The 19,490-nt window shown below is 68.6% G+C and carries 18 protein-coding genes and 2 tRNA genes; 11 read left to right on the forward strand and 9 right to left on the reverse strand.

The features are described from left to right. Positions 1–45: 45 nt before the first annotated feature. On the reverse strand, positions 46–210 hold the full coding sequence (locus L593_RS15950) for a hypothetical protein (RefSeq protein ID WP_020446304.1): 165 nt from the start codon (positions 208–210) through the stop codon (positions 46–48). Between the two features lie 665 nt (positions 211–875). On the opposite strand from L593_RS15950, the gene L593_RS07310 reads away from it, so the two are divergent. Both L593_RS07310 and L593_RS07315 read left to right on the forward strand, forming a co-directional pair. Further along, positions 876–1,646 carry an RraA family protein gene (locus L593_RS07310; RefSeq protein WP_020446305.1) on the forward strand — a complete coding sequence of 257 codons (771 nt, stop codon included), beginning with the start codon at positions 876–878 and terminating at the stop codon, positions 1,644–1,646. Between the two features lie 319 nt (positions 1,647–1,965). Then, the gene (locus tag L593_RS07315) at positions 1,966–2,820 is read left to right on the forward strand and encodes a hypothetical protein (protein ID WP_020446306.1); all 855 of its coding nucleotides are present in this window, start codon (positions 1,966–1,968) and stop codon (positions 2,818–2,820) included. Positions 2,821–3,045: 225 nt separating this feature from the next. On the opposite strand, the gene L593_RS07320 is transcribed toward L593_RS07315, so the two are convergent. Next, positions 3,046–3,291, reverse strand: coding sequence for a hypothetical protein (locus L593_RS07320; protein WP_049893950.1), 246 nt, complete (start codon positions 3,289–3,291; stop codon positions 3,046–3,048). Positions 3,292–3,535: 244 nt separating this feature from the next. Between L593_RS07320 and L593_RS07325 the strand changes: the two genes are divergently transcribed. Beyond that, positions 3,536–5,872 carry a glycoside hydrolase family 3 C-terminal domain-containing protein gene (locus L593_RS07325; RefSeq protein ID WP_020446308.1) on the forward strand — a complete coding sequence of 779 codons (2,337 nt, stop codon included), beginning with the start codon at positions 3,536–3,538 and terminating at the stop codon, positions 5,870–5,872. Positions 5,873–5,985: 113 nt separating this feature from the next. Beyond that, positions 5,986–6,058: transfer RNA gene (locus L593_RS07330), tRNA-Gln, on the forward strand. A 143-nt stretch (positions 6,059–6,201) separates the two neighbouring features. Here L593_RS07330 and L593_RS07335 read toward each other — a convergent pair. Further along, positions 6,202–6,630 (reverse strand): hypothetical protein, encoded by a 429-nt coding sequence (locus L593_RS07335; RefSeq protein WP_020446309.1) that lies wholly within the window; start codon positions 6,628–6,630, stop codon positions 6,202–6,204. 298 nt (positions 6,631–6,928) lie between these two features. Here L593_RS07335 and L593_RS07340 point away from each other — a divergent pair, with 298 nt between their 5' ends. Continuing rightward, on the forward strand, positions 6,929–7,114 hold the full coding sequence (locus L593_RS07340; protein ID WP_020446310.1) for a hypothetical protein: 186 nt from the start codon (positions 6,929–6,931) through the stop codon (positions 7,112–7,114). A gap of 28 nt (positions 7,115–7,142) precedes the next feature. Here the strand turns inward: L593_RS07340 and L593_RS07345 are convergent, their stop codons facing one another. The 3 genes from L593_RS07345 to L593_RS07355 all read right to left on the reverse strand — a co-directional run bounded on the left by L593_RS07345 (position 7,143) and on the right by L593_RS07355 (position 9,544). Beyond that, positions 7,143–8,279, reverse strand: a complete 1,137-nt coding sequence (locus L593_RS07345) for a DUF63 family protein (RefSeq protein WP_020446311.1) — start codon at positions 8,277–8,279, stop codon at positions 7,143–7,145. A gap of 340 nt (positions 8,280–8,619) precedes the next feature. After that, a tRNA-Leu gene (locus tag L593_RS07350) sits at positions 8,620–8,703 on the reverse strand. Positions 8,704–8,800: 97 nt separating this feature from the next. Beyond that, positions 8,801–9,544, reverse strand: a complete 744-nt coding sequence (locus tag L593_RS07355; RefSeq protein WP_020446312.1) for a TrmB family transcriptional regulator sugar-binding domain-containing protein — start codon at positions 9,542–9,544, stop codon at positions 8,801–8,803. 86 nt (positions 9,545–9,630) lie between these two features. Here L593_RS07355 and L593_RS07360 point away from each other — a divergent pair, with 86 nt between their 5' ends. Beyond that, positions 9,631–11,250, forward strand: coding sequence for an ATP-binding protein (locus tag L593_RS07360; RefSeq protein WP_081638672.1), 1,620 nt, complete (start codon positions 9,631–9,633; stop codon positions 11,248–11,250). Between the two features lie 122 nt (positions 11,251–11,372). Next, complete coding sequence (locus L593_RS07365; protein ID WP_020446314.1) at positions 11,373–12,302, forward strand: branched-chain amino acid transaminase; 930 nt, start codon at positions 11,373–11,375, stop codon at positions 12,300–12,302. A 151-nt stretch (positions 12,303–12,453) separates the two neighbouring features. Here the strand turns inward: L593_RS07365 and L593_RS07370 are convergent, their stop codons facing one another. Continuing rightward, entirely contained in the window at positions 12,454–13,188 is a 735-nt protein-coding gene (locus tag L593_RS07370) for a DUF502 domain-containing protein (RefSeq protein WP_020446315.1), read from the reverse strand. A gap of 377 nt (positions 13,189–13,565) precedes the next feature. Between L593_RS07370 and L593_RS07375 the strand changes: the two genes are divergently transcribed. Beyond that, positions 13,566–14,981 (forward strand): tail fiber domain-containing protein, encoded by a 1,416-nt coding sequence (locus L593_RS07375; RefSeq protein WP_020446316.1) that lies wholly within the window; start codon positions 13,566–13,568, stop codon positions 14,979–14,981. Beyond that, positions 14,978–16,264: a hypothetical protein gene (locus L593_RS15615; protein ID WP_049893953.1), complete on the forward strand. Its 1,287-nt coding sequence runs from the start codon at positions 14,978–14,980 to the stop codon at positions 16,262–16,264. Before L593_RS07375 ends, L593_RS15615 begins: the two co-directional genes overlap by 4 nt. A 13-nt stretch (positions 16,265–16,277) precedes the next feature. Here L593_RS15615 and L593_RS07385 read toward each other — a convergent pair whose 3' ends face one another. Then, positions 16,278–17,111, reverse strand: coding sequence for a proline dehydrogenase family protein (locus tag L593_RS07385; RefSeq protein ID WP_020446318.1), 834 nt, complete (start codon positions 17,109–17,111; stop codon positions 16,278–16,280). Between the two features lie 158 nt (positions 17,112–17,269). Between L593_RS07385 and L593_RS07390 the strand changes: the two genes are divergently transcribed. Then, a complete protein-coding gene (locus L593_RS07390; protein ID WP_020446319.1) occupies positions 17,270–17,812 on the forward strand; it encodes a CDP-2,3-bis-(O-geranylgeranyl)-sn-glycerol synthase in 543 nt (180 codons plus the stop codon). A gap of 187 nt (positions 17,813–17,999) precedes the next feature. Continuing rightward, positions 18,000–18,206, forward strand: coding sequence for a hypothetical protein (locus tag L593_RS07395; protein WP_020446320.1), 207 nt, complete (start codon positions 18,000–18,002; stop codon positions 18,204–18,206). 147 nt (positions 18,207–18,353) lie between these two features. Here the strand turns inward: L593_RS07395 and L593_RS07400 are convergent, their stop codons facing one another. After that, complete coding sequence (locus tag L593_RS07400) at positions 18,354–19,463, reverse strand: AI-2E family transporter (RefSeq protein WP_020446321.1); 1,110 nt, start codon at positions 19,461–19,463, stop codon at positions 18,354–18,356. Positions 19,464–19,490 lie beyond the last annotated feature (27 nt).

Genomic DNA, 19,490 nt, shown 5'->3' on the forward strand with positions numbered 1-19,490 from the left:
GCACGAAGTGAGCGGAGAAGCGCGGATTCCGTGGAGCGACCTGGCCTACACGCGGAGGAGACGGAGGACGAACATCGCAGAGAGCGTGGCGAAGCCGACGGCGACGAAGAGGAGGAAGCCGCTGCCGAGCGCGAGGCTGATCGCGACGAAGACGAGGCTGATCCCCGCGACGACGGCGATCGCGAGGGCCTTCTGGCCGAGCGTCGTCATGCGAACGGAGGATTTCGCGGGTGAGTGGTAGTAGTATCGGAACCGGATTTGGCCGGAATAATCGGAGGCCGGGGATCGGCAGGAGCATCGAACTGCTTGGAAGCCCCCTCCCGCTCGCCCGATTACACTCGCTGCGCGCTTCACTCAGTCGCTAGCGCTCCCTCGCTGCAGTGCTTGCTTCGTCTAAACGGGCGAGCGGTCGGCCCCTTCCAGTCCCACCCCGTTGATTTTCCACAGGTTCGCGAAACTTCGGTGGATCACGTCGGCGCGCGCTAACCGATGGCTGCGAGCCCCGAAACGGGCGAGCAGCCAATCGCAGACATCGTGCGAGGGCCGAGCGATGCTGGACCGGAGGTCCAGCAAGTCTGAGGCTTCGCCTCAGGCAACGCAGCGGTGAGCGAAGCGAACCCGAGCAGCGCAGAAGGTTGGGGAGGTATGAGGCGTCTGGGTGGGCATCGAAAGGGGCCGATCGCTCCGGGAAGCCCGGCGGAGTAAGCACTGGAATGAGCGAACGGAGTGAGCGAATGAAGCGCGCAACGAGCCGCGCGACTGGAGCGATCGGGGGCTTTCGAAGGTCGCCGAAACCCAACTTCTGATTCGCTCATACTCCTCCCCGTTCTGCCGACCCCCACAGAACCAAATGGCCACTCGCCGACGGAATCGCCATGGATCCCGACTACAGCTTCGACCTCGACGGGGAGCCCCGCGAACTCGACGTGTCCGACCTCGAACGCATCGAGCGGTTCAGAGAAGCGGGCTACGGCGGCAGCGTCGCCGACGCGCTCTACGACGTCGGCCTCCGGCGGACCGTCTTCGACCAGGAGTTCTTTGGGATCAATCGTGGCCAGACGCTCGTCGGCAGGGCGCTACCGGTGAAGCTCCACACCTACCCGAAGACCGACGACGTGGAGGACTACCTCGAAGCCAAGTGGGAGCACGAGCACGACGGCGTCCACCCGCAGAAACGGCTGATGCGTCGGGTCGAGGCCGACGAGGACGGCTCCGTGCTCGTCTTCGACACCGGCGGTGATATGCAGCCGGCGCACTTCGGCGAGATGAGCTGTACGCTCGCGAAGGCCCACGGCGCCCGGGGGATGCTCTGTGCCGGCAACGTCCGGGACACCCGCTACGTCCAACAACTCGAGGAGTTCCCCGTCTACACCCTCGGTACGACGCCGAACTGGCACGGCGGCTGGGAGATCGTCGAGGTCGCACAGCCGATCCACGTTCCGGGGCACCTCAGCCACTACGTCACCGTCCGCCCCGGCGACTGGGTGTTCGGCGACCTCGACGGCGTCCAGTTGATCCCGCGGGAGGTCGTCGACGAGGTGCTGCTCCGCGTCGAGGACATCTACGAGGAGGAGACCGAGGAGCGCCGCAAGATCGAGGAGGGCATGCCGATCGACGAGGTCTACGAAGAATACGGCGTGCTCTGAACGGACGGTCGTGCGGAGGAGTGGTTCGCTCCCGAGCGGTCCGCTTCGGAGCGGTCCGCTGTGGAACTGTCTGCTGTGGAACTACGTTGCTCCGTGGCTGCTCTGGTCCGGAGTTGCACTGTATCCGAACTGCCACTCTCCGGAACTGCCGCCCTCCAATACTATCCTCCTGCGGAACTACCCCTCCGGAGTTGCACTTCGAAAGGTGGTCTGCCAGGACACTCCTAACGCCTCCGACAGTGGCCGTGAATGCATATAGCGCCAAGCCCCAAGTAGTCAGCTAGCTACTCACTGATAGGGAGCGATTACGAACGAACCGATGGCTGGCGATTTCGACGCGGAGACGGACCGCGAGGGAGTCGGCGGCGGGGACCCGCGACTCTCCGCGGAGTACGTACGGACTATCGAGGCAGACAGCGCCGGGAACGAGGACGGCTCCGGGCGGGGGACCGTCACGCTCGTCGGCGTGGTCCACGACCACCCAGCGAGTGCGTTCCGCGCCCGGACGGTCGTCCAGAGGCAAGCGCCGGACGTGCTCGCGCTGGAACTGCCACCCCTGGCGGTGCCACTTTTCGAGCACTACGCAGCGGGGAGCGACGCGGAGCCGGGCGACGCCTCCGCCGAGGATGGGCAGGAGCCTGACGACGAGGCGTGGGAAGGCGACCGGTGGACGCCGCCGGAGCGCGGCGGCGAGATGAGCGCGGCGATCCGCGCCGCGAAGGCAGATCGCGTCGCCGGCATCGACGGACCGACGCCGGGTTTTGCGGTGGTACTTGCGCGGCACCTCCTCGCCGAGGACAGCTCGTTCTCGACGGCTCGGGCTGCCGTCGCGCGGTTCGCGAGGGCCTCTGGGCACGCGATTCGCTGCCGGCTCGCGGCCGCGAGAGCGACCCTGACGGAGCAGATTCCCGTGCCGTCGGCGCCGCGGGAGCACGCGGTCACCCCGGGCGATCCGCCAGCGACGCAGGCCGAGGACGAACGGCGGCAGGTGCGGTTGGCCCGGTCGATCGCGGCGGCGTTCGGTGAGGAACGGAGCGTCGCGGTGCGGGACGAGCCCAGAGAATCCCACATGGCAGCACGGCTCGCGTCGTTCGCGGCGGACGGCGACGACGTCGTCGCCGTGCTGGGGATCGATCACCTCGCCGGCGTCGCGACGTTGCTGGAAGAGCAGTGATCCGGTGACCGGCCTCAGACGAGTGCGTCGCGACGCTGAGCGTCCGACGAGTTAGCAAAAAATCGGCTGGGAGTGGAGCCGTTGGGTGCGAATGGAACCGCGGGGTGCGGACGGAACCGCACTGCGTACAGTGGAACCCGGGTGACCGCGAGCTGTCGCGGGCGAAACGAACGCCCACCGGTGGGCGGCAGCGGAACGTTTGCGAACGCTGGGCGCGACGCCGGCCTACATGTCGCGTTTGAGTCGGATCTCGTCCTCGGTGACGGTGTTGATCTTGTCCTGATCGAGGACGTAGTCGTCCTCGTCGACGTGTTCCCAGCCGAGCGTCGCCCGAATTCGGTCGCTGATGCTCGGGTCGGCGTCGACGTAGACGTTGTCGTTGCGGACGCCGCTGACGACGCCGATCTTGTCGCCCGACGCGTTCACGACCCGCTTTCCTTCGTCGGTTTCGGTAAACGTGTGCATTGTCATGGTGGGGACTCCGCGGAGTTCTCGACTCGACCCACGATTCGAAGGCGGGTGGAGACCGCCGCCGGGGGGTCGGGCAGCGGCGGTCCGGAACCCTGGGGAGCGGGGAACCGAGTGGCTGGCCGAACTCCGCGTCGCACCAGCCATCACGACACGAGCGCTCGGTCGATGATTGTTATACAGCACGTACCCGCGGAGGGCGCTGGGACGGCCGAGCTTACTAGTGAGCCGAGCACCCAGGGTGCGTATGGCTGACACGGCGTCGACAGCAGACGAATTCGACGGGGCTGCGAGGAGCGAGCGCGTCGCGGCGCTGCTGGAGGAGCTGACGGTGGGCGAGAAACGCGTCCTGGTCAAGGGCGGGATCGACCCCGAGGGCATCGCGACTGGCTACGTCCCGCCGATCGAGCGGCTCGGCATTCCGGACTGCTCGCTCGTCGACGGGCCGATGGGGATTCGGGCGGTCACGTCGACGGCGTTCCCGGCGACGGTCTCGCTCGCCGCGAGCTGGGACCCCGACCTCGCGGAGCGCTTCGGCGAGACGATTGGGCGGGAGGCCCGCGGTGCCGACCAGGACGTGTTGCTCGCGCCGGGCGTCAACATCGCTCGCGTCCCGCAGTGCGGCCGCAACTTCGAGTACTACAGCGAGGATCCCGAGCTGACGAGCGCACTCTCGACCCCGATGATCGAGGGCGTCCAGTCCGCTGGCGTGATGGCCTGCGTCAAGCACTACGCCGCGAACAATCAGGAGACCGACCGTCACGAGGTCAGCGCGGAGATTCCAGAGCGCGCGCTCCGGGAGCTGTACCTCCCCGCCTTCGAGGCGGCGGTGACGGACGCGGAGGTCGCCTCGGTAATGGCGGCTTACAACCGGGTCAACGGGACGCACGCGACCGAACATCCGCGGTTGCTCACGGGGATTCTGCGCGAGGAGTGGGGCTTTTCGGGATTCACCGTCTCGGACTGGTGGGCGACGACGGACGGCCCGGCGGCAGTCGAAGCGGGGCTGGACCTGGACATGCCGGGAATGCCCGTCTACGAGTGGCACGAACCCGACGTGAAGCTGCTCGACGTGCTCGACGCGCTGCCCGACGGTGCGTGGTTCCCGAAACAGCGGATCGCGGAGCTACTGACCGAGCCGTGGCAGCCCGAGAACTCGAACCCCCACGTCCTCGAGGAGAGCCACTTCGGGAGCGAGTTGACCGCCGCGATCGAGGACGGACGCGTGAGTGAGGCCGACCTCGACCAGATGGTCGAACGCATCCTCGGCCAGTACGAGCGCTTCGGGCTGCTCGATGCTGCGGCGGCAGACCAGGCGGGAACGGGGAGTTCGGACGCGAACGACGCCGACCCGCGTCCCCCGGGCGTGATCGACGCCGACGAACACCGCGACCTGGCGATCGAAATCGCCGAGCGGGGGATCGTCCTGCTGGAGAACGCCGGCGTGCTGCCGCTCGACGCCGAGGACCTCGATTCGGTCGCGCTGATCGGTCCCCACGCCGACGAGGCGAAGGTCGGCGGTGGCGGTAGCTCGGAGGTCGACGCCGTCGGCACCGTCACGCCGCCCCGCGGCCTCCGGGAGTGTCTCGGCGACGGCGTCGACGTGACCGTCGAGCGCGGCGTCGACCGCATCGAGATGGACGCGTTCACCGAGAGCCCCTTCCCGGACCTCCCCTCCTTCGAGGCTACCGGACCCTCGCTGGCGGACGCGGAGCGGGCAGCCAGCGAGGCCAACGTCGCGGTGGTGATGGTCCAGGACGCCGCCACGGAGGGCGCTGATCGGGCGTTCGGGCTCCCCGGCGAGCAGGACGAACTGATCGAACGGGTCGCGGCAGCCGCGGAGCGGACCGTCGTGGTCCTGAAGACCTCCGGCGCCGTCGCCATGCCCTGGCGCGAGCACGTCGACGCGATCGTCGAGGCGTGGTACCCGGGGCAGGCCGACGGCGGCGCGGTCGCGAACGTCCTCTGTGGGAACGTCGATCCCTCGGGCCGCCTGCCCGTCACCTTCGGCGCGGCGACCGAGGACTATCCGGCGAACACCGAAGAGCGCTACCCCGGTCGCGACCTCACGGTCGAGTACTCGGAGGGCGTGTTCGTCGGGTACCGCCACTTCGACGACGCCGACGTCGAGCCGCTGTACCCCTTCGGCCACGGCGAGAGCTACGCCGAGTTCGAGTACGGCGACGTCACCGCGTCGCTCGACGGTAGCACGATTGCAGAGGCCGATGCCAGCGCAGACGATGCCAGCCCCAACGACGCCAGCGCTGCCGACGGCTCGATCGCCACCGTTTCCGCGACCGTCGAGAACGTGGCCGACCGCGGCGGCTGGGAAGTCGTCCAGTGCTACCTGTCGCCGCCGGGCGACGCGATCGACCGACCACCACGAGAACTCGTGGCGTTCGAGTCCGTGCCGCTCGACGCCGGCGAGTCCCGCACCGTCGAGTTGCCCGTCGACCGGCGAGCGTTCGCCTACTACGACGAGGACGCCGCCGAATGGGCGATCGAGGACGGCGAGCACACGCTGTCCGTCGGCCGATCCTCGCGCGACCGCCGGGCGAGCGCGACCGTCACGCTCGGCGAGTGAACCGGGGAGTGAACGCGCTGGGGCGGCGGATCAGCCGCGGCGTGTCACGCCGTCCCACGTCGATTCCGAACGCGCAACGCTTACAAGACGCCACCGGCTACGGAAGCCTGCACAGTCCCGTGGGGTAGTGGCCAATCCTGCGAGCTTCTGGGGCTCGCGACCCTGGTTCGAATCCAGGTGGGACTATTCTCGAACGCAGTGAGTGAGAGATAGGAGCACCTGACGAGTCTCGATCGATTACGAATCCGGAACCAGGGACGGCCCGAAACCGGGGCGGCGGTGCTGCTCGATGATCGGAAGCGAGCCCCGAAAACGGCGAACCGGAGCGGTCAGTTGCCGCCGGTCGAGACCGTCTCGGAGTCGTAGATCAGCCACTCGCCGTCGTGTTTGCGCACGTCGAACTCGATGGTCTGGGTCTGCGACTGCTCCTCGCCCATCATCGTGACCGTCGTCTCGATCTCGGCCTCGACAGTGGCCTGTCCGTCGGACTGCTCGAGGACCTCCGTGGACTTGACGTTCATGCTGATGCCCTCGAGGTCGGAGTCCGAGAGCTCGCCGGTGCTCTCGTTCGCGTCGGGGTGGGCGAGGGACTGCAGTTCGTCTGCGTTGTTGTTGCTGACCGCGCTGGCGTACGCCTTGACTGGGCCGTCGGGGCCGGAGTTGCCGCCACCGCCGCCGCCAAGGATTCCCGAACAGCCCGCGATACTCGCCGCCGCGACGGTCGCCGATGCGCTGGTGATGAACTGTCGTCGTTGCATGGGCACATCGAGTGGAAGGGACCGGATAAATACATCGGCCACGGCCCGGGCGTGGAAATAACCCAAAGGCGCGTGATTATTACGCGTAGCCGACCGCGCCCACTCGCACGCGCAGGCGGCCGCGAGTGCCGGGACCGTCGGGGCACGTGCTGTCCGAGAGCCGCCCCGAATCGCGCGCCGGTCGCTGGCGCGCAGCCCGGATCCATCAGGTTGCTTCGAATATATTTATACTGTGGGGGACCATGCAATTACGTGCTATGGGGGAGAGTAACACACCGCGGATAGCGACGAGGCGACCATGACGACCGAGTTCGACCTCGGGTGTGCGACCTGCGGCGGCGCGCTGCAGGAACGATCCGTCGACGCCGAGAGCCTCGGCGTCGGCGGCGAGGGCACGGTGCCCGTCGCGGAGTGCCCGGAGTGTGGCGACCGGTACGTCCCGGAGCAGACGCTCCACCGGATCGGCGGCCGGAAGCGAACGTAAGCGGACGAGCAGACGAGCGTCGGGCGGCCTAGACCCCGAACGTCGCGCGGAGTACGTCCCTGGTTCCCGGACCGAGGCCGACCGCGAGCACCGCGAGCAGCATGAGCACGGCGTAGCGCGGACTCTCCTCCAGAATCTCGTCGTTGAACAGCCACAGCACCAGGACGGCGGCCACGACCTTCACCGGGATGAACGGCCAGGTGACGCCGATCGCGTCGCTGACCGACTCGGGCTGGATCGCCCGGGTAGCGTCCTGGATCCCCGAGTTGACGACGTGCTTCGGATCGTAGTCGTAGGCGAGACCGAACTCGTCGGACCAGTCGAGACTGATGACGTTCGCGAACCCGTCGATCGAGTGGCCCCAGACGACGAGCAGCCCGACGGTGCCCGTACCGACGTTCACCTCGGGCCAGTACTCCTCGGTGAGCGTCCAGGCGAGCGCCGTGGCCAGGGTCGCGCCGAGGACCGTCACCACCAGTACGCCGAGGTTGAAGCCGACGGCGTCGGTCGTCACCGAGAGGTAGACGAGCGATCCGAGCGCGAGCAGGAAGAGTACAGCGCCCGCCGCGCCGAAGGGCCGTTCCCACCGGTCGACGCGGCCGTCGCGTTCGAGCCAGACGCTCGCCGTGATCGCGATCACCGCCAGCAGGAAGACGGTCACGTAGATGAACGGGCTGATGATCGCCGCGGTCCAGGGGAAGGGAATCGCGGGATCGCCAGTCGCCGAGAGCAGGGCGACGCTCGCGTCCTCGACGGTGCGGAGCGCCCCGCCGAAGAGCACCCACGGGAACAGCGCGTAGAGGGCGGTGACCTTCGCGTCGATGTCGAGTCGTTCGACCAGGAAGTAGACGCCCGCGAGCAGGAGGACGAGGAGGAGCGCGTAGCTGATCGTCGAGATCACGGTGTATCCCGGCTCGGCGACGATCCCGGAGGCGCCGGCACACTGCGCGCTGTCAGAGTAGTACGTCACGTCCCCACTCTCCCGAACGGCACACTTCGCCCCGTTGCCGTCGGCGGCGACGGGCCCCCAGTAGTACTTCCAGATCCACTGGTCGTAGACCTGCTTCGGGAACAGCAGGGAGCCGAGCGTCCCGGCGAGGGCCAGACCGGCGACCACCAGCGCCCAGGCCTTCTCCGGGTCGATCCGGTCGAACAGATCGTCCATGGGCGGTTTCCGGAAGGGCTGGCGCTTCAGCGTTCCGGTACGGGGCGTCCGTCGTGCATTTCCGCTGGGAATCGAGTCGGCCGGAGTACCGATCGACGAGGCGGCGCAGCCGCTCGCGAACTGTGGAAGCCATATGCGAGGGCAAGACGCTCCGTCTTGCCGCATTTCGAGCGATCCCGAACGGGAGCGCCCGTCATGCGAGGGAAGGGATTTGAACCACGGGCCAGACGGTCCGGGCTGCGGTCTCGCTCGCGCTCGACCGTTCCGGGCTGCGATCTGGTCTGGTTCAAATCCCTTCCGCCGTGCAGTCGTGCGCTCGCGGTGTCGCTCGCGCACCACATGCGAGGGAAGGGATTTGAACCCTCGGACCCCTTCGGGAGCGGATCTTGAGTCCGCCGCCGTTTCCGGGCTTGGCTACCCTCGCACGCGGATCGGCTGTTGGTCGGTGGGGGACTTACGCGCGTCGATGGCAGCTCGTTCCAGGTGGTCGCCCGGTGTGACGGCATCCACTGCTGTCGCGCTCACGGTTCGTAGAACTCGACGCGGTCTGCCCGGAGGTCCTCGACCTGCGCGCTCTGGCTACCGGCCGAGACGACGCCGTCCGTGCTGGCCACGAAGATGCTCTGCTCGATCGGAAACGAGTTCGTCGCTGGCGAGATGATGCTCTGGCGGACGTTGATGACCTCGCCGTCGACGGTTGCAGGCTCGTTCGTATCGGTCGTCCGGCCCTCGATACGGGCGGCCAGCGGCTGGTCCTCCCGCAGGAATCGCGCCGCGTCGATCACCGCGCGGAAGAAGCTGTCGTGGGTGGTGGGCAGCGGCGCCGGATCGGCGGCGTAGAGCTCGGAACTTCGTTGCCACCACGCGAACAACATCGTGTTGAGCTGGAGGTCGCCGAAGAACTGATCCCGGTAGCGGAGGGCGCGCCCCGCCTGGCCGTCGGAGTCGTGCAGCTCCGCCTCCGTGTAGAACCCCCGATCGTAATCGACGCTCGCGGCGGTGACGAAGTCGATCGGGCGCTCCCAGTGGCGAACCAGCGTCGCGGGATAGGGTCGCTCGCCGGTCGATGTCTCGACCTCTCCGCCGACGAGCAGGAGGACGAGGACGTCGTCGGCGAGTGCAGCATCCAGTTCCGGCGTCAGTTCCCCGACGAGTGGCGACGGTGCCGAGCAAATGACCAGGTCCGTCGCCGTGGCGAGCAGGTCGCGGAGCGACGACAGCGCGGCCGCCCGGTCCTCGAGGTTCCGGTAGTGCTGCTCGCGCATCGTCTGCACGTCGGGAGCCGGTGGCGAATATCTGTCGGCGGTGCTCGGCCCGAACCGATTAATCGTCCCAGATCGTTGAGGCAGGCGTGCATAGGCTGGTGCCGCGACTGCTCGTGTTCGGGCACGATCCAGAGAGCGGTGCCATCGCCGAGGCCCTTGCCGGGAGCGAGTTCGATTCCGAGGTCGTCACCGTCGCGAGTCGGGAAGCGGCGCTGACCACACTCGACCGCCAGCGGATCGACTGCGTGATCACCGGCTACGACGTGCCCGACGAGCGGGGCCGGACCTACATGGGTGGGCTCCGGCTCCTCGAAGCCGTGCGCGAGGAACACGGCGACCTGCCGGTCGTGATCTTCACGGACGTCGTGAACGAGGATAGCCTCCGACTCGCCGCCGCGAACGGCGTCCGGGCGTACGTTCGGGACCAACCCGGTGAGGATGCCGTCGGCCAGCTACGCTATCACGTGGATTCGGCGATCCGCGGCCAGCTCGCGGAGCGTCGCGCCGCCGAACAGGACCGGATCAACCACCTGATGCGCGGCGTGACCCAGACGCTCGTGCTCGAGGAGGATCGCGGCGAGATGCTGGCAGCCCTCTGTTCGGAGCTGACCGAACAGGCCGTCTACCGATACGCGGCGTACCACGAACGCAGGGAGACGGGGGTCGATCCCGAACCTGACAGCGCGGCCGGAAGCGCGTCGGGCGAGACGAGCGATACCGGGTTGGCCCGGCGCTGCGTGGAACGGGGGACGGTCGAAACCGCAAGACTGCGACGGCTTGTAGGTGACGATTCGGAGACGGACGCCGGGGCGACCGACCCGGCCGCGAAAGCCTGTGAGACGCTGCTTCGCGTGGCCGTGCCGATCGGCTACGAGGACGAGCGCTTCGGCGTCCTCGTCCTCGAGACCGATCCCGAGCACGCCGTCTACGAGAGCGAAACCGCCGTCCTCGCGGAGCTCGGCGAGGCGATCGGCCACGCGCTGAACGCCGTCGAAACGCGGGACGCACTCGAGCAGCGCGAGACGGAACTCGAACGACGGACCGAACAGCTTGAGAGATTCGCGAGCCTCGTCTCCCACGACGTTCGGAACCCGCTCAACGTCGCGCAGGGGTACGTCGACCTCCTCGAGGAGCGAAGTGACGACCCGGCGATCGAGGAGATCGCGCAGTCGCTGGATCGGATCGAGGCGATCATCTCGGACATCCTGGCGTTGACCCGTGCCGAGCAGGAGCTCACGCTCGCGCCGACGGAGCTCACGGTAGTGGTGTCCGACGCCTGGGCAGCGGTCGACACGCCGAACGCGACGCTCGAGATCGCCAAGGGGGCGAGCGAGGACGGTGGCCTCCCGCGCGTCGAGGCCGACGCTTCCCAGCTGCAACGCGTTTTCGAGAATCTGTTCCGGAACGCGATCGAGCACGGGCGGCCGGACGAGGGGGAAGATGCCGAAGCGGTGACGCTGACCGTCCACGTGACCTTCGACGCCGAGGACGGCGAACTCGTCGTCGCCGACGACGGCGTCGGCTTCCCCGACGGCGCGACCGCTGCACTCTTCGAGCTCGGCGAGACTGGCAGCCGGGATGGCACCGGCATCGGACTCGCGATCGTCGGCGATCTGCTCGAACGCCACGGCTGGACCGTCACCGCGGAGAACGGACCATCCGGCGGCGCCTGCTTCCGAATCGGCGGTATCAAGCCGCTGGAGTGACCGCGAGGTACCGGACGTCGGGATCAGTATTGTGCCACGATGTAGCGTTCTGGCGTGTGCGGACCGGTGTCGCGGGGCGTGGATCGCACAGACTTAGTAGGCACGGGGCCGTCCCACCGCGCATGGGATTCGAGGACATGGACGTGGACACGATCTGGCTCGACGGTGAGTTCGTGGACTGGGACGAGGCCCAGATCCACGTCCTCACGCACAGTCTCCACTACGGCACCGCCGTCTTCGAGGGGATCCGCTGTTACGACACCGAGGAGGGACCGGCGATCTTCCGGTGGGATTCACACGTGGACCGCCTCTACGAGTCGGCAAAGCCACTCGAGCTGGACATCCAGCACGAGCCCGAGGAGCTTCGGGAGGCAACGGAGCAACTCATCCGCGACCAGGACTTGCCCTCCTGTTACATCCGGCCGATCGTCTTCTACGGCTACGACAGCCTCGGGGTCAGCCCGAAAGACTGCCCGACGCGGACCGCGATCGCGGCCTGGCCGTGGGGCGCCTACCTCGGCGAGGACGCCCTCGAGAACGGCGTCGACGTGATGATCTCCAGCTGGCGCAAGCACCACCCGAGCCAGATCCCGACGAACGTCAAGGCGACCGGTCCCTACATCAACAGCATGCTCGCTGGCGAGGAGGCCCGTCGCAACGGCTACGTCGAGGCCATCGTCCTCAACAAGGACGGCCAGGTCGCGGAGGGCCCCGGCGAGAACCTGTTCCTCGTCCGGGACGGCGAGATCTTCACCCCCGGCCTCTCAGAGAGCATCCTCGAGGGGATCACCCGGGAGTCGATCATTCAGATCGCTCGCGACCTCGGCTACACCGTCCACGACCAGGCGTCGATCAGCCGCGGGGAGCTCTACACCGCCGACGAGCTCTTCTTCACCGGCACCGCCGCCGAGGTCACGCCGATCCGCACCGTCGACGACGTCGAGATCGGCTCTGGCACCCGCGGCCCCGTCACCGAGGAGCTCCAGCAGACGTTCTTCGACGTGGTCGAACGGCGCACCGACGAGTACGACGACTGGTTCTCCTACGTCTGAGGTCGGGGCTCGCAACCGCCAGCCGACCGACGCGATCGAAGCGGCCGCCGTCGATCCGCGCGGTCACGACGTTCCGATCGCTGACGCTGTTCGTTCACTTCCCAGACCGGTTCGGTACAGTAGCGCTGATCGACAGCGACGGCGACGCCGCCTACTCGTCGGGCGTCGCGTCGACCTCGCCGGCGCGGCGCTCCGCCGACCGCTCGATCCCGATCTCCTCCTCGGCGTCCGCGTCGTCGAGCGCTTCGGAGACGTCCTCCTCGGTGACGCCGGAGGGGAGCACCCGCGAACTGGCCTCCTCCTCGTCGCCGAACCCGGCGCTGAGCAGTCGAGTGAGCGCGGTCTCGACGCCCTCGTCGGTCTCGGTGATGTCTTCGGGGGCGACCTCGACGACGAACCCGGTGGTGATGTTCGGCGCGGTCGGCATGAAGAGCAGTTCGCGACCGTCGGGCGTCTGCTTGCCCGTCTTGAACGCCGTGAGGCGCATCCCGTCCCAGGGCTCGACCTTCACGGGCGTCTGGAGGGACTGGGTGCCGGTGAGGGCGGTCTCGGCGGCCATCTTCGAGGCGTTGTAGACGACGCGGAGTCCGGGCACCTGGTTCACGAGGCGGTCGAGCGCGGACTCGAAGAGGTTGCCCACGGCAGTCCGCATCAGGTAGCCGACCCCGAGGACGAGCAGGGTAAAGACGACGAGCGTGACCACCACCCGGACGAGTTCGACGGGCACGTTCTCGATCCCGAAGGACTCGAGCAGGCTCGCGTCGACGGCGGCGAGGAAGGGCGCGTTGGCGATGATGCCGTACACCCAGAGCACGACCCAGATCGTGACGATGATCGGGACGAGGACGACGAGGCCGCTCGCGAAGTCCCGTTTCCAGGTCGCCATTCGCCTGAACGTGAGGTCCCGGGGGTAATGAGCGTGTTCGTTTCGAGCACGTGTCGCGGATCGAAATTCTCCGAGTCATCGAACTCCCGGCCCCTCGTCGGCGCTACGGCTCGTTCGGGGCCTCGAGGCGACCCCAAGCACCTAGAGTCCCGTTTGATGGGGTAACGGGGGCTTCCCGACACCACGGTCGACGGTCTCGGCTCCGGGCGCACCGCGCTCGGGCCACCGTCGACGTTCGAGCGAGCACGCAGTCGGGGGCCGTCCGCCGCCGCGGGTCCACGCGATCCGGCCCACCGGATCGCGGGGCGCGATTGGGGACGGGAGGTCGTACCCGCCCGGCGACGGGACTGCGCCGCTCGTGACTGCGAGAGAGCACCATGACTGGAGATGACACCACCGCGGCGGACGACGCCGCGAACGATGGAGCGGAACCGGATCGCATCGAACGACTCGAACGGACGGTCGAGACGCTCGCCGAGCGGGTCGTCGAACTGGAGACCGAGCGCGCCGCCACAGCCAGCGGCGGCGGGGTCGTCTCGCGGCGGTCGGTGCTCGGAGCGCTGGGGCTCGCCGGCCTGGCGGGCCTGGGCGCGACCACTGCAGCCGGCGATCCGCAGGGCCAGATCGGGACGTCGAACGACCCGCTACGGGCGCTGAACGTCGAGACGATCAACGCCGGTCTCGCGTCGACGCAGTTCGAACTCTCCGTCGGCGGGAGCCGTGCCCTCCACCTCGGTCAGGAGGAGCAGACGCAATCGCTTGCCGGCTCGGTCGTCCTCGGGCACTCGAACAACGGCGCATCGGGCCCGTGCGCCACGATCAGCGGCGGCGGCCGGGCCGGCGCGCCACACGATGCGGGCCGCAGGGCGGCGGTCGGTGGCGGCACGGGCAACGAGGCGACGGGGAACGCCGCAACGATCGCCGGCGGCATCACCAACGACGCGAGCGGCAGGCAGACCGCCATCGGGGGTGGCAACGGTAACACCGCGAACTCGCTGCAAGCCACGATCAGCGGCGGCAGGGACAACACCGCCAGCGGCGAGGGGGCGACGGTCGGCGGGGGCGTCCTGAACGAGGCCAGTGGCGACTACGCGGTCGTGCCGGGCGGAGAGGCAAACAGTGCGGCGGCGCCCCACTCCTTCGCCGGCGGGACGCACGCGTCCGCGACGCACGAGGGGGCGTTCATCTGGTCCGACACTTCGAGCGGTGGGCTCACCACGCTGAACCCGGACGAGTTCGCCGTGCTGGCCTCCGGCGGCACGTTCTTCTTCTCGAACGCAGGAGCGACGACGGGCGTCGAGCTGTCCTCGGGGTCGGGCTCGTGGTCCTCGGCGTCCTCGCGGACGCTGAAGTCCGACGTCGAACCGGTCGCCGGCGAGGACGTCCTCGAGCGGGTGACCGACCTCGAGATCTCCCGGTGGAGTTACGACAGCCAGCCCGGCGTCCGGCACATGGGCCCGATGTCCGAGGAGTTCCACGAGGCCTTTGGGCTCGGCGACGACGAGGAGCAGATCAGCACCGTCGACGCCGACGGCGTCGCGTTCGCCGCCATCCAGGGCCTCGCGGAGCGCAACGAAGAGACCACCGAACGTGTAGAAACGACCAGCGATCGGATCGACGAACTCGAAGCCGAGAACGAGGCACTCCGCTCGGAGCTCCAGGAACTCCGTGCCGAAGTCGAGTTCGTCCAGAATGCGATGGTCGCCGCCGACGGTGGAATGCCGAAGGAGTCGACGGTCACCACCGGGGAGGGAGACGCCGGCGATCCGGAGAGCGGAGGCGAAGGGCAGTGAGGACCCGCGGCGTGATCGCGGCGGTCGCGATCGCCGCGCTCCTCGCGGTCGCGATCGGTTCACTCGGCGGCGTCGCGGCCGCCGACCCGGACGCCGGGTGCGTCGGCACCGAACGGGGGACGCCCTTCCAGACGGACGGCGGCTTCACGGTCTGGTACAACGACAGCGAGCCGATGCCCGGCAGCGGGCCGTTCGTCGACGACCAGACCCTCCGGTTCCGGAACGTCACGCTGTCCTCCGGGGGTGCCACCGAACTCGTGCTCGAGGACGGGACGGGTCCGGAGACCTGCCTCGGTGGGATCGACGCCACGGCGGCCCCGATCGTGATCGACCCCGACGGCGAGCAAGCAGTGCGCGTCGCGGGGCAGGTGCGGGCGCTCTCGGTCGCGGACGCGCAGTTCGGCGACGGCGCGGCCGACTTCGCGTACGACGCAACGAGCGACTGGACGATCGAGGTCACCGACACCGGGTTCGGCGGCGGGACCACGATAGAGGCCGTGGACGCCAGCGGGAGCACGCTCGCTACCGGCACCGTCGACAGCTCCGGTGCCCTGGGTCTCACGCTCCCGGCGGGAACGAACGAGGTCGCACTCCGAGCGGAGAGCGGGAACCAATCGGATGGCGGAACGGACGGTGGGAGCGGCAGTGGAGATGACGGCGACGGCAGCGGGGACGGTACCACCGACGGGAACGCGACCGACGACGCCACTGACGGCGGATCCACGAACGACGGTGACGGCGGGTCAACGAACGACACTGACGGCAGTGGCAGCGATGGGTCGAGCGACACTGACGGCGGGTCCGCAAGTGGCACTGACGGCGGCAGCGACGGGGCGAGCGGCGATGGCGACGGCGGCGAGAGCGACAGCGGGCTGCCCTGGCCGCTCATCGGCGGTGGCGTTGCCGCCGTCCTGGTCGCCGGCGGCGCCGGCTACTTCCTGAACAGCGGCGGGCGTGGCGACGCGACCGGCGCCGACGGCGGAGGTGGCTCGACTGACGGGCCGGCTGCCGACGTCGCGGCGGGCAACGGCGCGACGGCCGCAGCAGACGACGCCGGGACGGAGTCCGCCGGACAGGGGGAGACAGGGCCACAGGACGCCGGAGCCGACGCGGGGGCACCGGCAGCGGCCGAGTCGACGGCGGTGGACGACGCGGCGAACGAGGAGATGGATCGGCCTGCCGACGACGACCCCGTCGACGACCCCAACGACGGATCCACCGCTGAAGCCCGGGAGGGAGACGAAGGCGGCGAAGCAGGTGAGAACGAGACGGCCGACGAGTGACGGGCGAGTGCGATCAGCGGTTGAGGATCGCCCGGAGCGCGAACAGCGCGTTCTCCTTGCGCTCGAGGACCCGCCGCGAGAAGTAGGAGAACCACTTGCCGCCGTAGGGCACGTACTGCCAGCACTCGTAGGTCTCCGCGAGGTCGAAGAGTCGATCCTCGCGCACGCCCGCGAGGAACTGGAACTCGAAGTCGGTGCCCGTCGCCTCGTGACACTCGATGGCGTGCTCGATCATCTGCTCGTCGTGGGAGCCGACGGCGACGCCGCCGTCGTAGGTCTCGAACGCCTGGGTGAGCAGGTCGCGGTAGGCGTCGTTGACGGCGGCGCGGTCGGTGTAAGCGATCGCCTCGGGTTCGTCGTAGGCGCCCTTCACGAGGCGGACCTTCGCCGGCACGTCGGCGAACCGCTCGACGTCGGCCTCGGTGCGCCGGAGGTTCGCCTGCATGCAGACGCCGACGTCGTGGCCGTCGGTTGCGAAGGCCTCGACGGCGTCGAGCGTGACGTCGGTCGTCTCGTGGTCCTCCATGTCGAACCAGACGAAGCCGTCGTGCTCGGCGGCGGCCTCGACGACGAGCCTAGCGTTCTCGCGGAAGGTGTCGGCCCCGACGTCGAGACCCAGTTGGGAGGGCTTGACGGAGACGCAGGCCCTGAGTTCGGGGTCTTCGATGTCCGCGAGGAGGTCGCGGTAGGCGTCGCGGTCCCCGGCGGCGTCCTCGGGGTCGGTGTAGTGTTCCCCGAGGAGATTGAGAATCGCACCCACCTGCCGGTCCTGGAGGTCCCAGGCGGTATCGACGGCCTCTGCAGGGGTTTCGCCCCCGACGAAGCGACTCGCGATCGGCGGGATCATGGCCACTGCTTCGCAGTCGCCCGGTAAATGTCCGATGATCGTTCGTGACGGACGGCGCCGGGATGCGGGATCCAGCGGACCGCGAGGCACGTGGGCTCGCGCCGCCCGTCGCTGCCGGATCGCCACCCATTATGTGGCCGGCCCGCACGCTCGGGCATATGGTGCTCGAGGTCGTCGCGATCGCAGTCTGGGCGATGCTGCCGGCGTACGTGCCGAACAACGTCGCCGTGCTCGCCGGCGGGGGCCGCCCGATCGACGGCGGCCGGACCTGGGGCGGGAAGCGGGTCCTCGGCGACGGCAAGACCTGGCGCGGGACGGCGTTCGGGATCGCAGCGGGGCTGGCGCTCGCACTCGCACTCGACGCGATCGCTGGCGACGCCGGCAGCACGCTCGGCGTCGACCTCCCGGGGTTCCCGATCACCGCGGCGCTCGCGCTCCCGGCCGGCGCGATGCTCGGCGACGTCGGCGCGTCCTTCCTCAAGCGACGGACTGGCCGCGAACGCGGCGCGGCGTTCCCCGGCGTCGACCAGCTGGACTTCGTCGTGGGTGCGCTCGGGCTGACTGCCCTTGCCGCCCGGGACTGGTTCGGCGACGTGTTCGAGCCGCCAGTGCTTCTCGCGGTGCTGGTGCTCACGCCCGTCCTCCACGTGGGGACGAACGTGATCGCCTACCAGCTCGGGTTCAAGGACGAGCCCTGGTAGCGGAGCGACCCGTCCGGACCTGTTTCTGCGGAGCGTTCACTTCCAGACATCTCCACGCCGGCGAGCGTGGGATCGGTGGCACGGTCGCGTCGGCGGACAACGTCGGTCGGATCGGCGTGTTCCTCACGGTCGTGAAGATTTAGCCGCGAGCCGACGCCTATAAGTGTACACATGTTTTTCTGTTGGTATGGCAGAGAGTAGCGTGGATGAGGGACCGATCCAGTCGGTGTCGACGCGGATCCGACTCGACGGCGGATCGGGCGAGTGCGAGGCCTGCGGCGGGAGCATCGAAGGGGGCGAACGGTTCAAAGTTGCAGCGGTCCGGACTGGTGGCCGGATCGTCTATCACGACTTCTGCGGCGGCGATTGCATCGACAACTGGCAGACAGCGTGAGGATTCTCGTCGGGGGATCACGGCCGAACAGCGACGGCAATAGGTAGGGTACCCGTCCGGGCAGCGATCGGACCACCGGGCGCTACCGGAACCGTTCGCGAGGTGGGTCCGACTTGAAACGGAAACGCCGAGCGAGACCCCTCGCCGTCACTCCCCGTCGTCCGGGTTCGCGTGGCCGCCGTAGTCCTCCCGAGTCGCGGCAGGTTGGGTCTCGAGCCAGCTCAATCGGCCGTCCTGTGGCGGCTCCGGCGGCGGCGTGTCCCGGCCGAGCGCGTCGTAGTGGGCGTCGAACGCGCGAATCATCGCGGCGAACAGGCCGACCACGAGCGGGCCGACGAACAGGCCCACCGCGCCGAGGCTGTAGATGCCGCCGATGACGCCGACGAGGATGACGCCGGGGTTCACGTCCGCCGACTGGTCGATGGCGATCGAGCGCAGGTAGTTGTCGACGAGACTCACCACGACGAGGCCCCAGAGGAAGAGAAACGCCGCCATGCGCGGCTCGCCGACGAGGTAGAGGTAGCCGGCAGCCGGGCCCCACACGAGGAAGGCACCGACGACCGGCAGGAGCGCCGTGATCACCATCACGGCCGACCAGAAGATCGGGCTGGGGACCCCGGCGACGAAGAGGCCGACGCCGCCGACGATCCCCTGGACGAAGGCCACGAAGATGTGGCCGGCGACCACGCCCCAGGCCATCCGGTCCATCCGGGAAGCGATCTCGTGGGCGACGGCGTCGTCGAGCGGCGCCGTCGAGACGGTCCACTGGACGAAGTCGGGGCCGTCGAGCAGCACGTAGTACACGAGGAAGAGCACGAGCGTGAACCCGAGCAGGACCGTCGTGACGTAGGAGAAGATCTCGACGCCGTTGCCGTAGAGGAAGTCGCCGAGCAGCGTCCCGAAATCACCGGTCACGCTGGCGAGATCGACGCTCTCGCCCGTGGTCGATTCGAGCTCCGTTTCGATCGCCTGGAAGTTCAGCGACGACTCACCGGCGGCGAGGTCCTGGGCGTCCTGATAGACCACGTAGCCGATGTAGACGAGCGGAGCGATGATCGCGACGGCCGCCGTCGCGATGACGGTGATCGCGGCCGGCCGCTCGCCGACGTGGGGCGCCAGCCGGGTGTGGAGTGGCCGGAGGACGTAGCCCAGCAGGAGTGCGCCGAGGACGTAGTTCAGGAACGGTAGCAGGACGTAGAAGCTCGCCACCGCCGTGGCGACGAGGAGCACGAGGAGGAACGCCTGCTCTCGATTCATGTGGATCCGTGCGTGGAGTGGTGGCTT

Source organism: Salinarchaeum sp. Harcht-Bsk1 (genome assembly GCF_000403645.1).
Lineage (GTDB): Archaea > Halobacteriota > Halobacteria > Halobacteriales > Salinarchaeaceae > Salinarchaeum.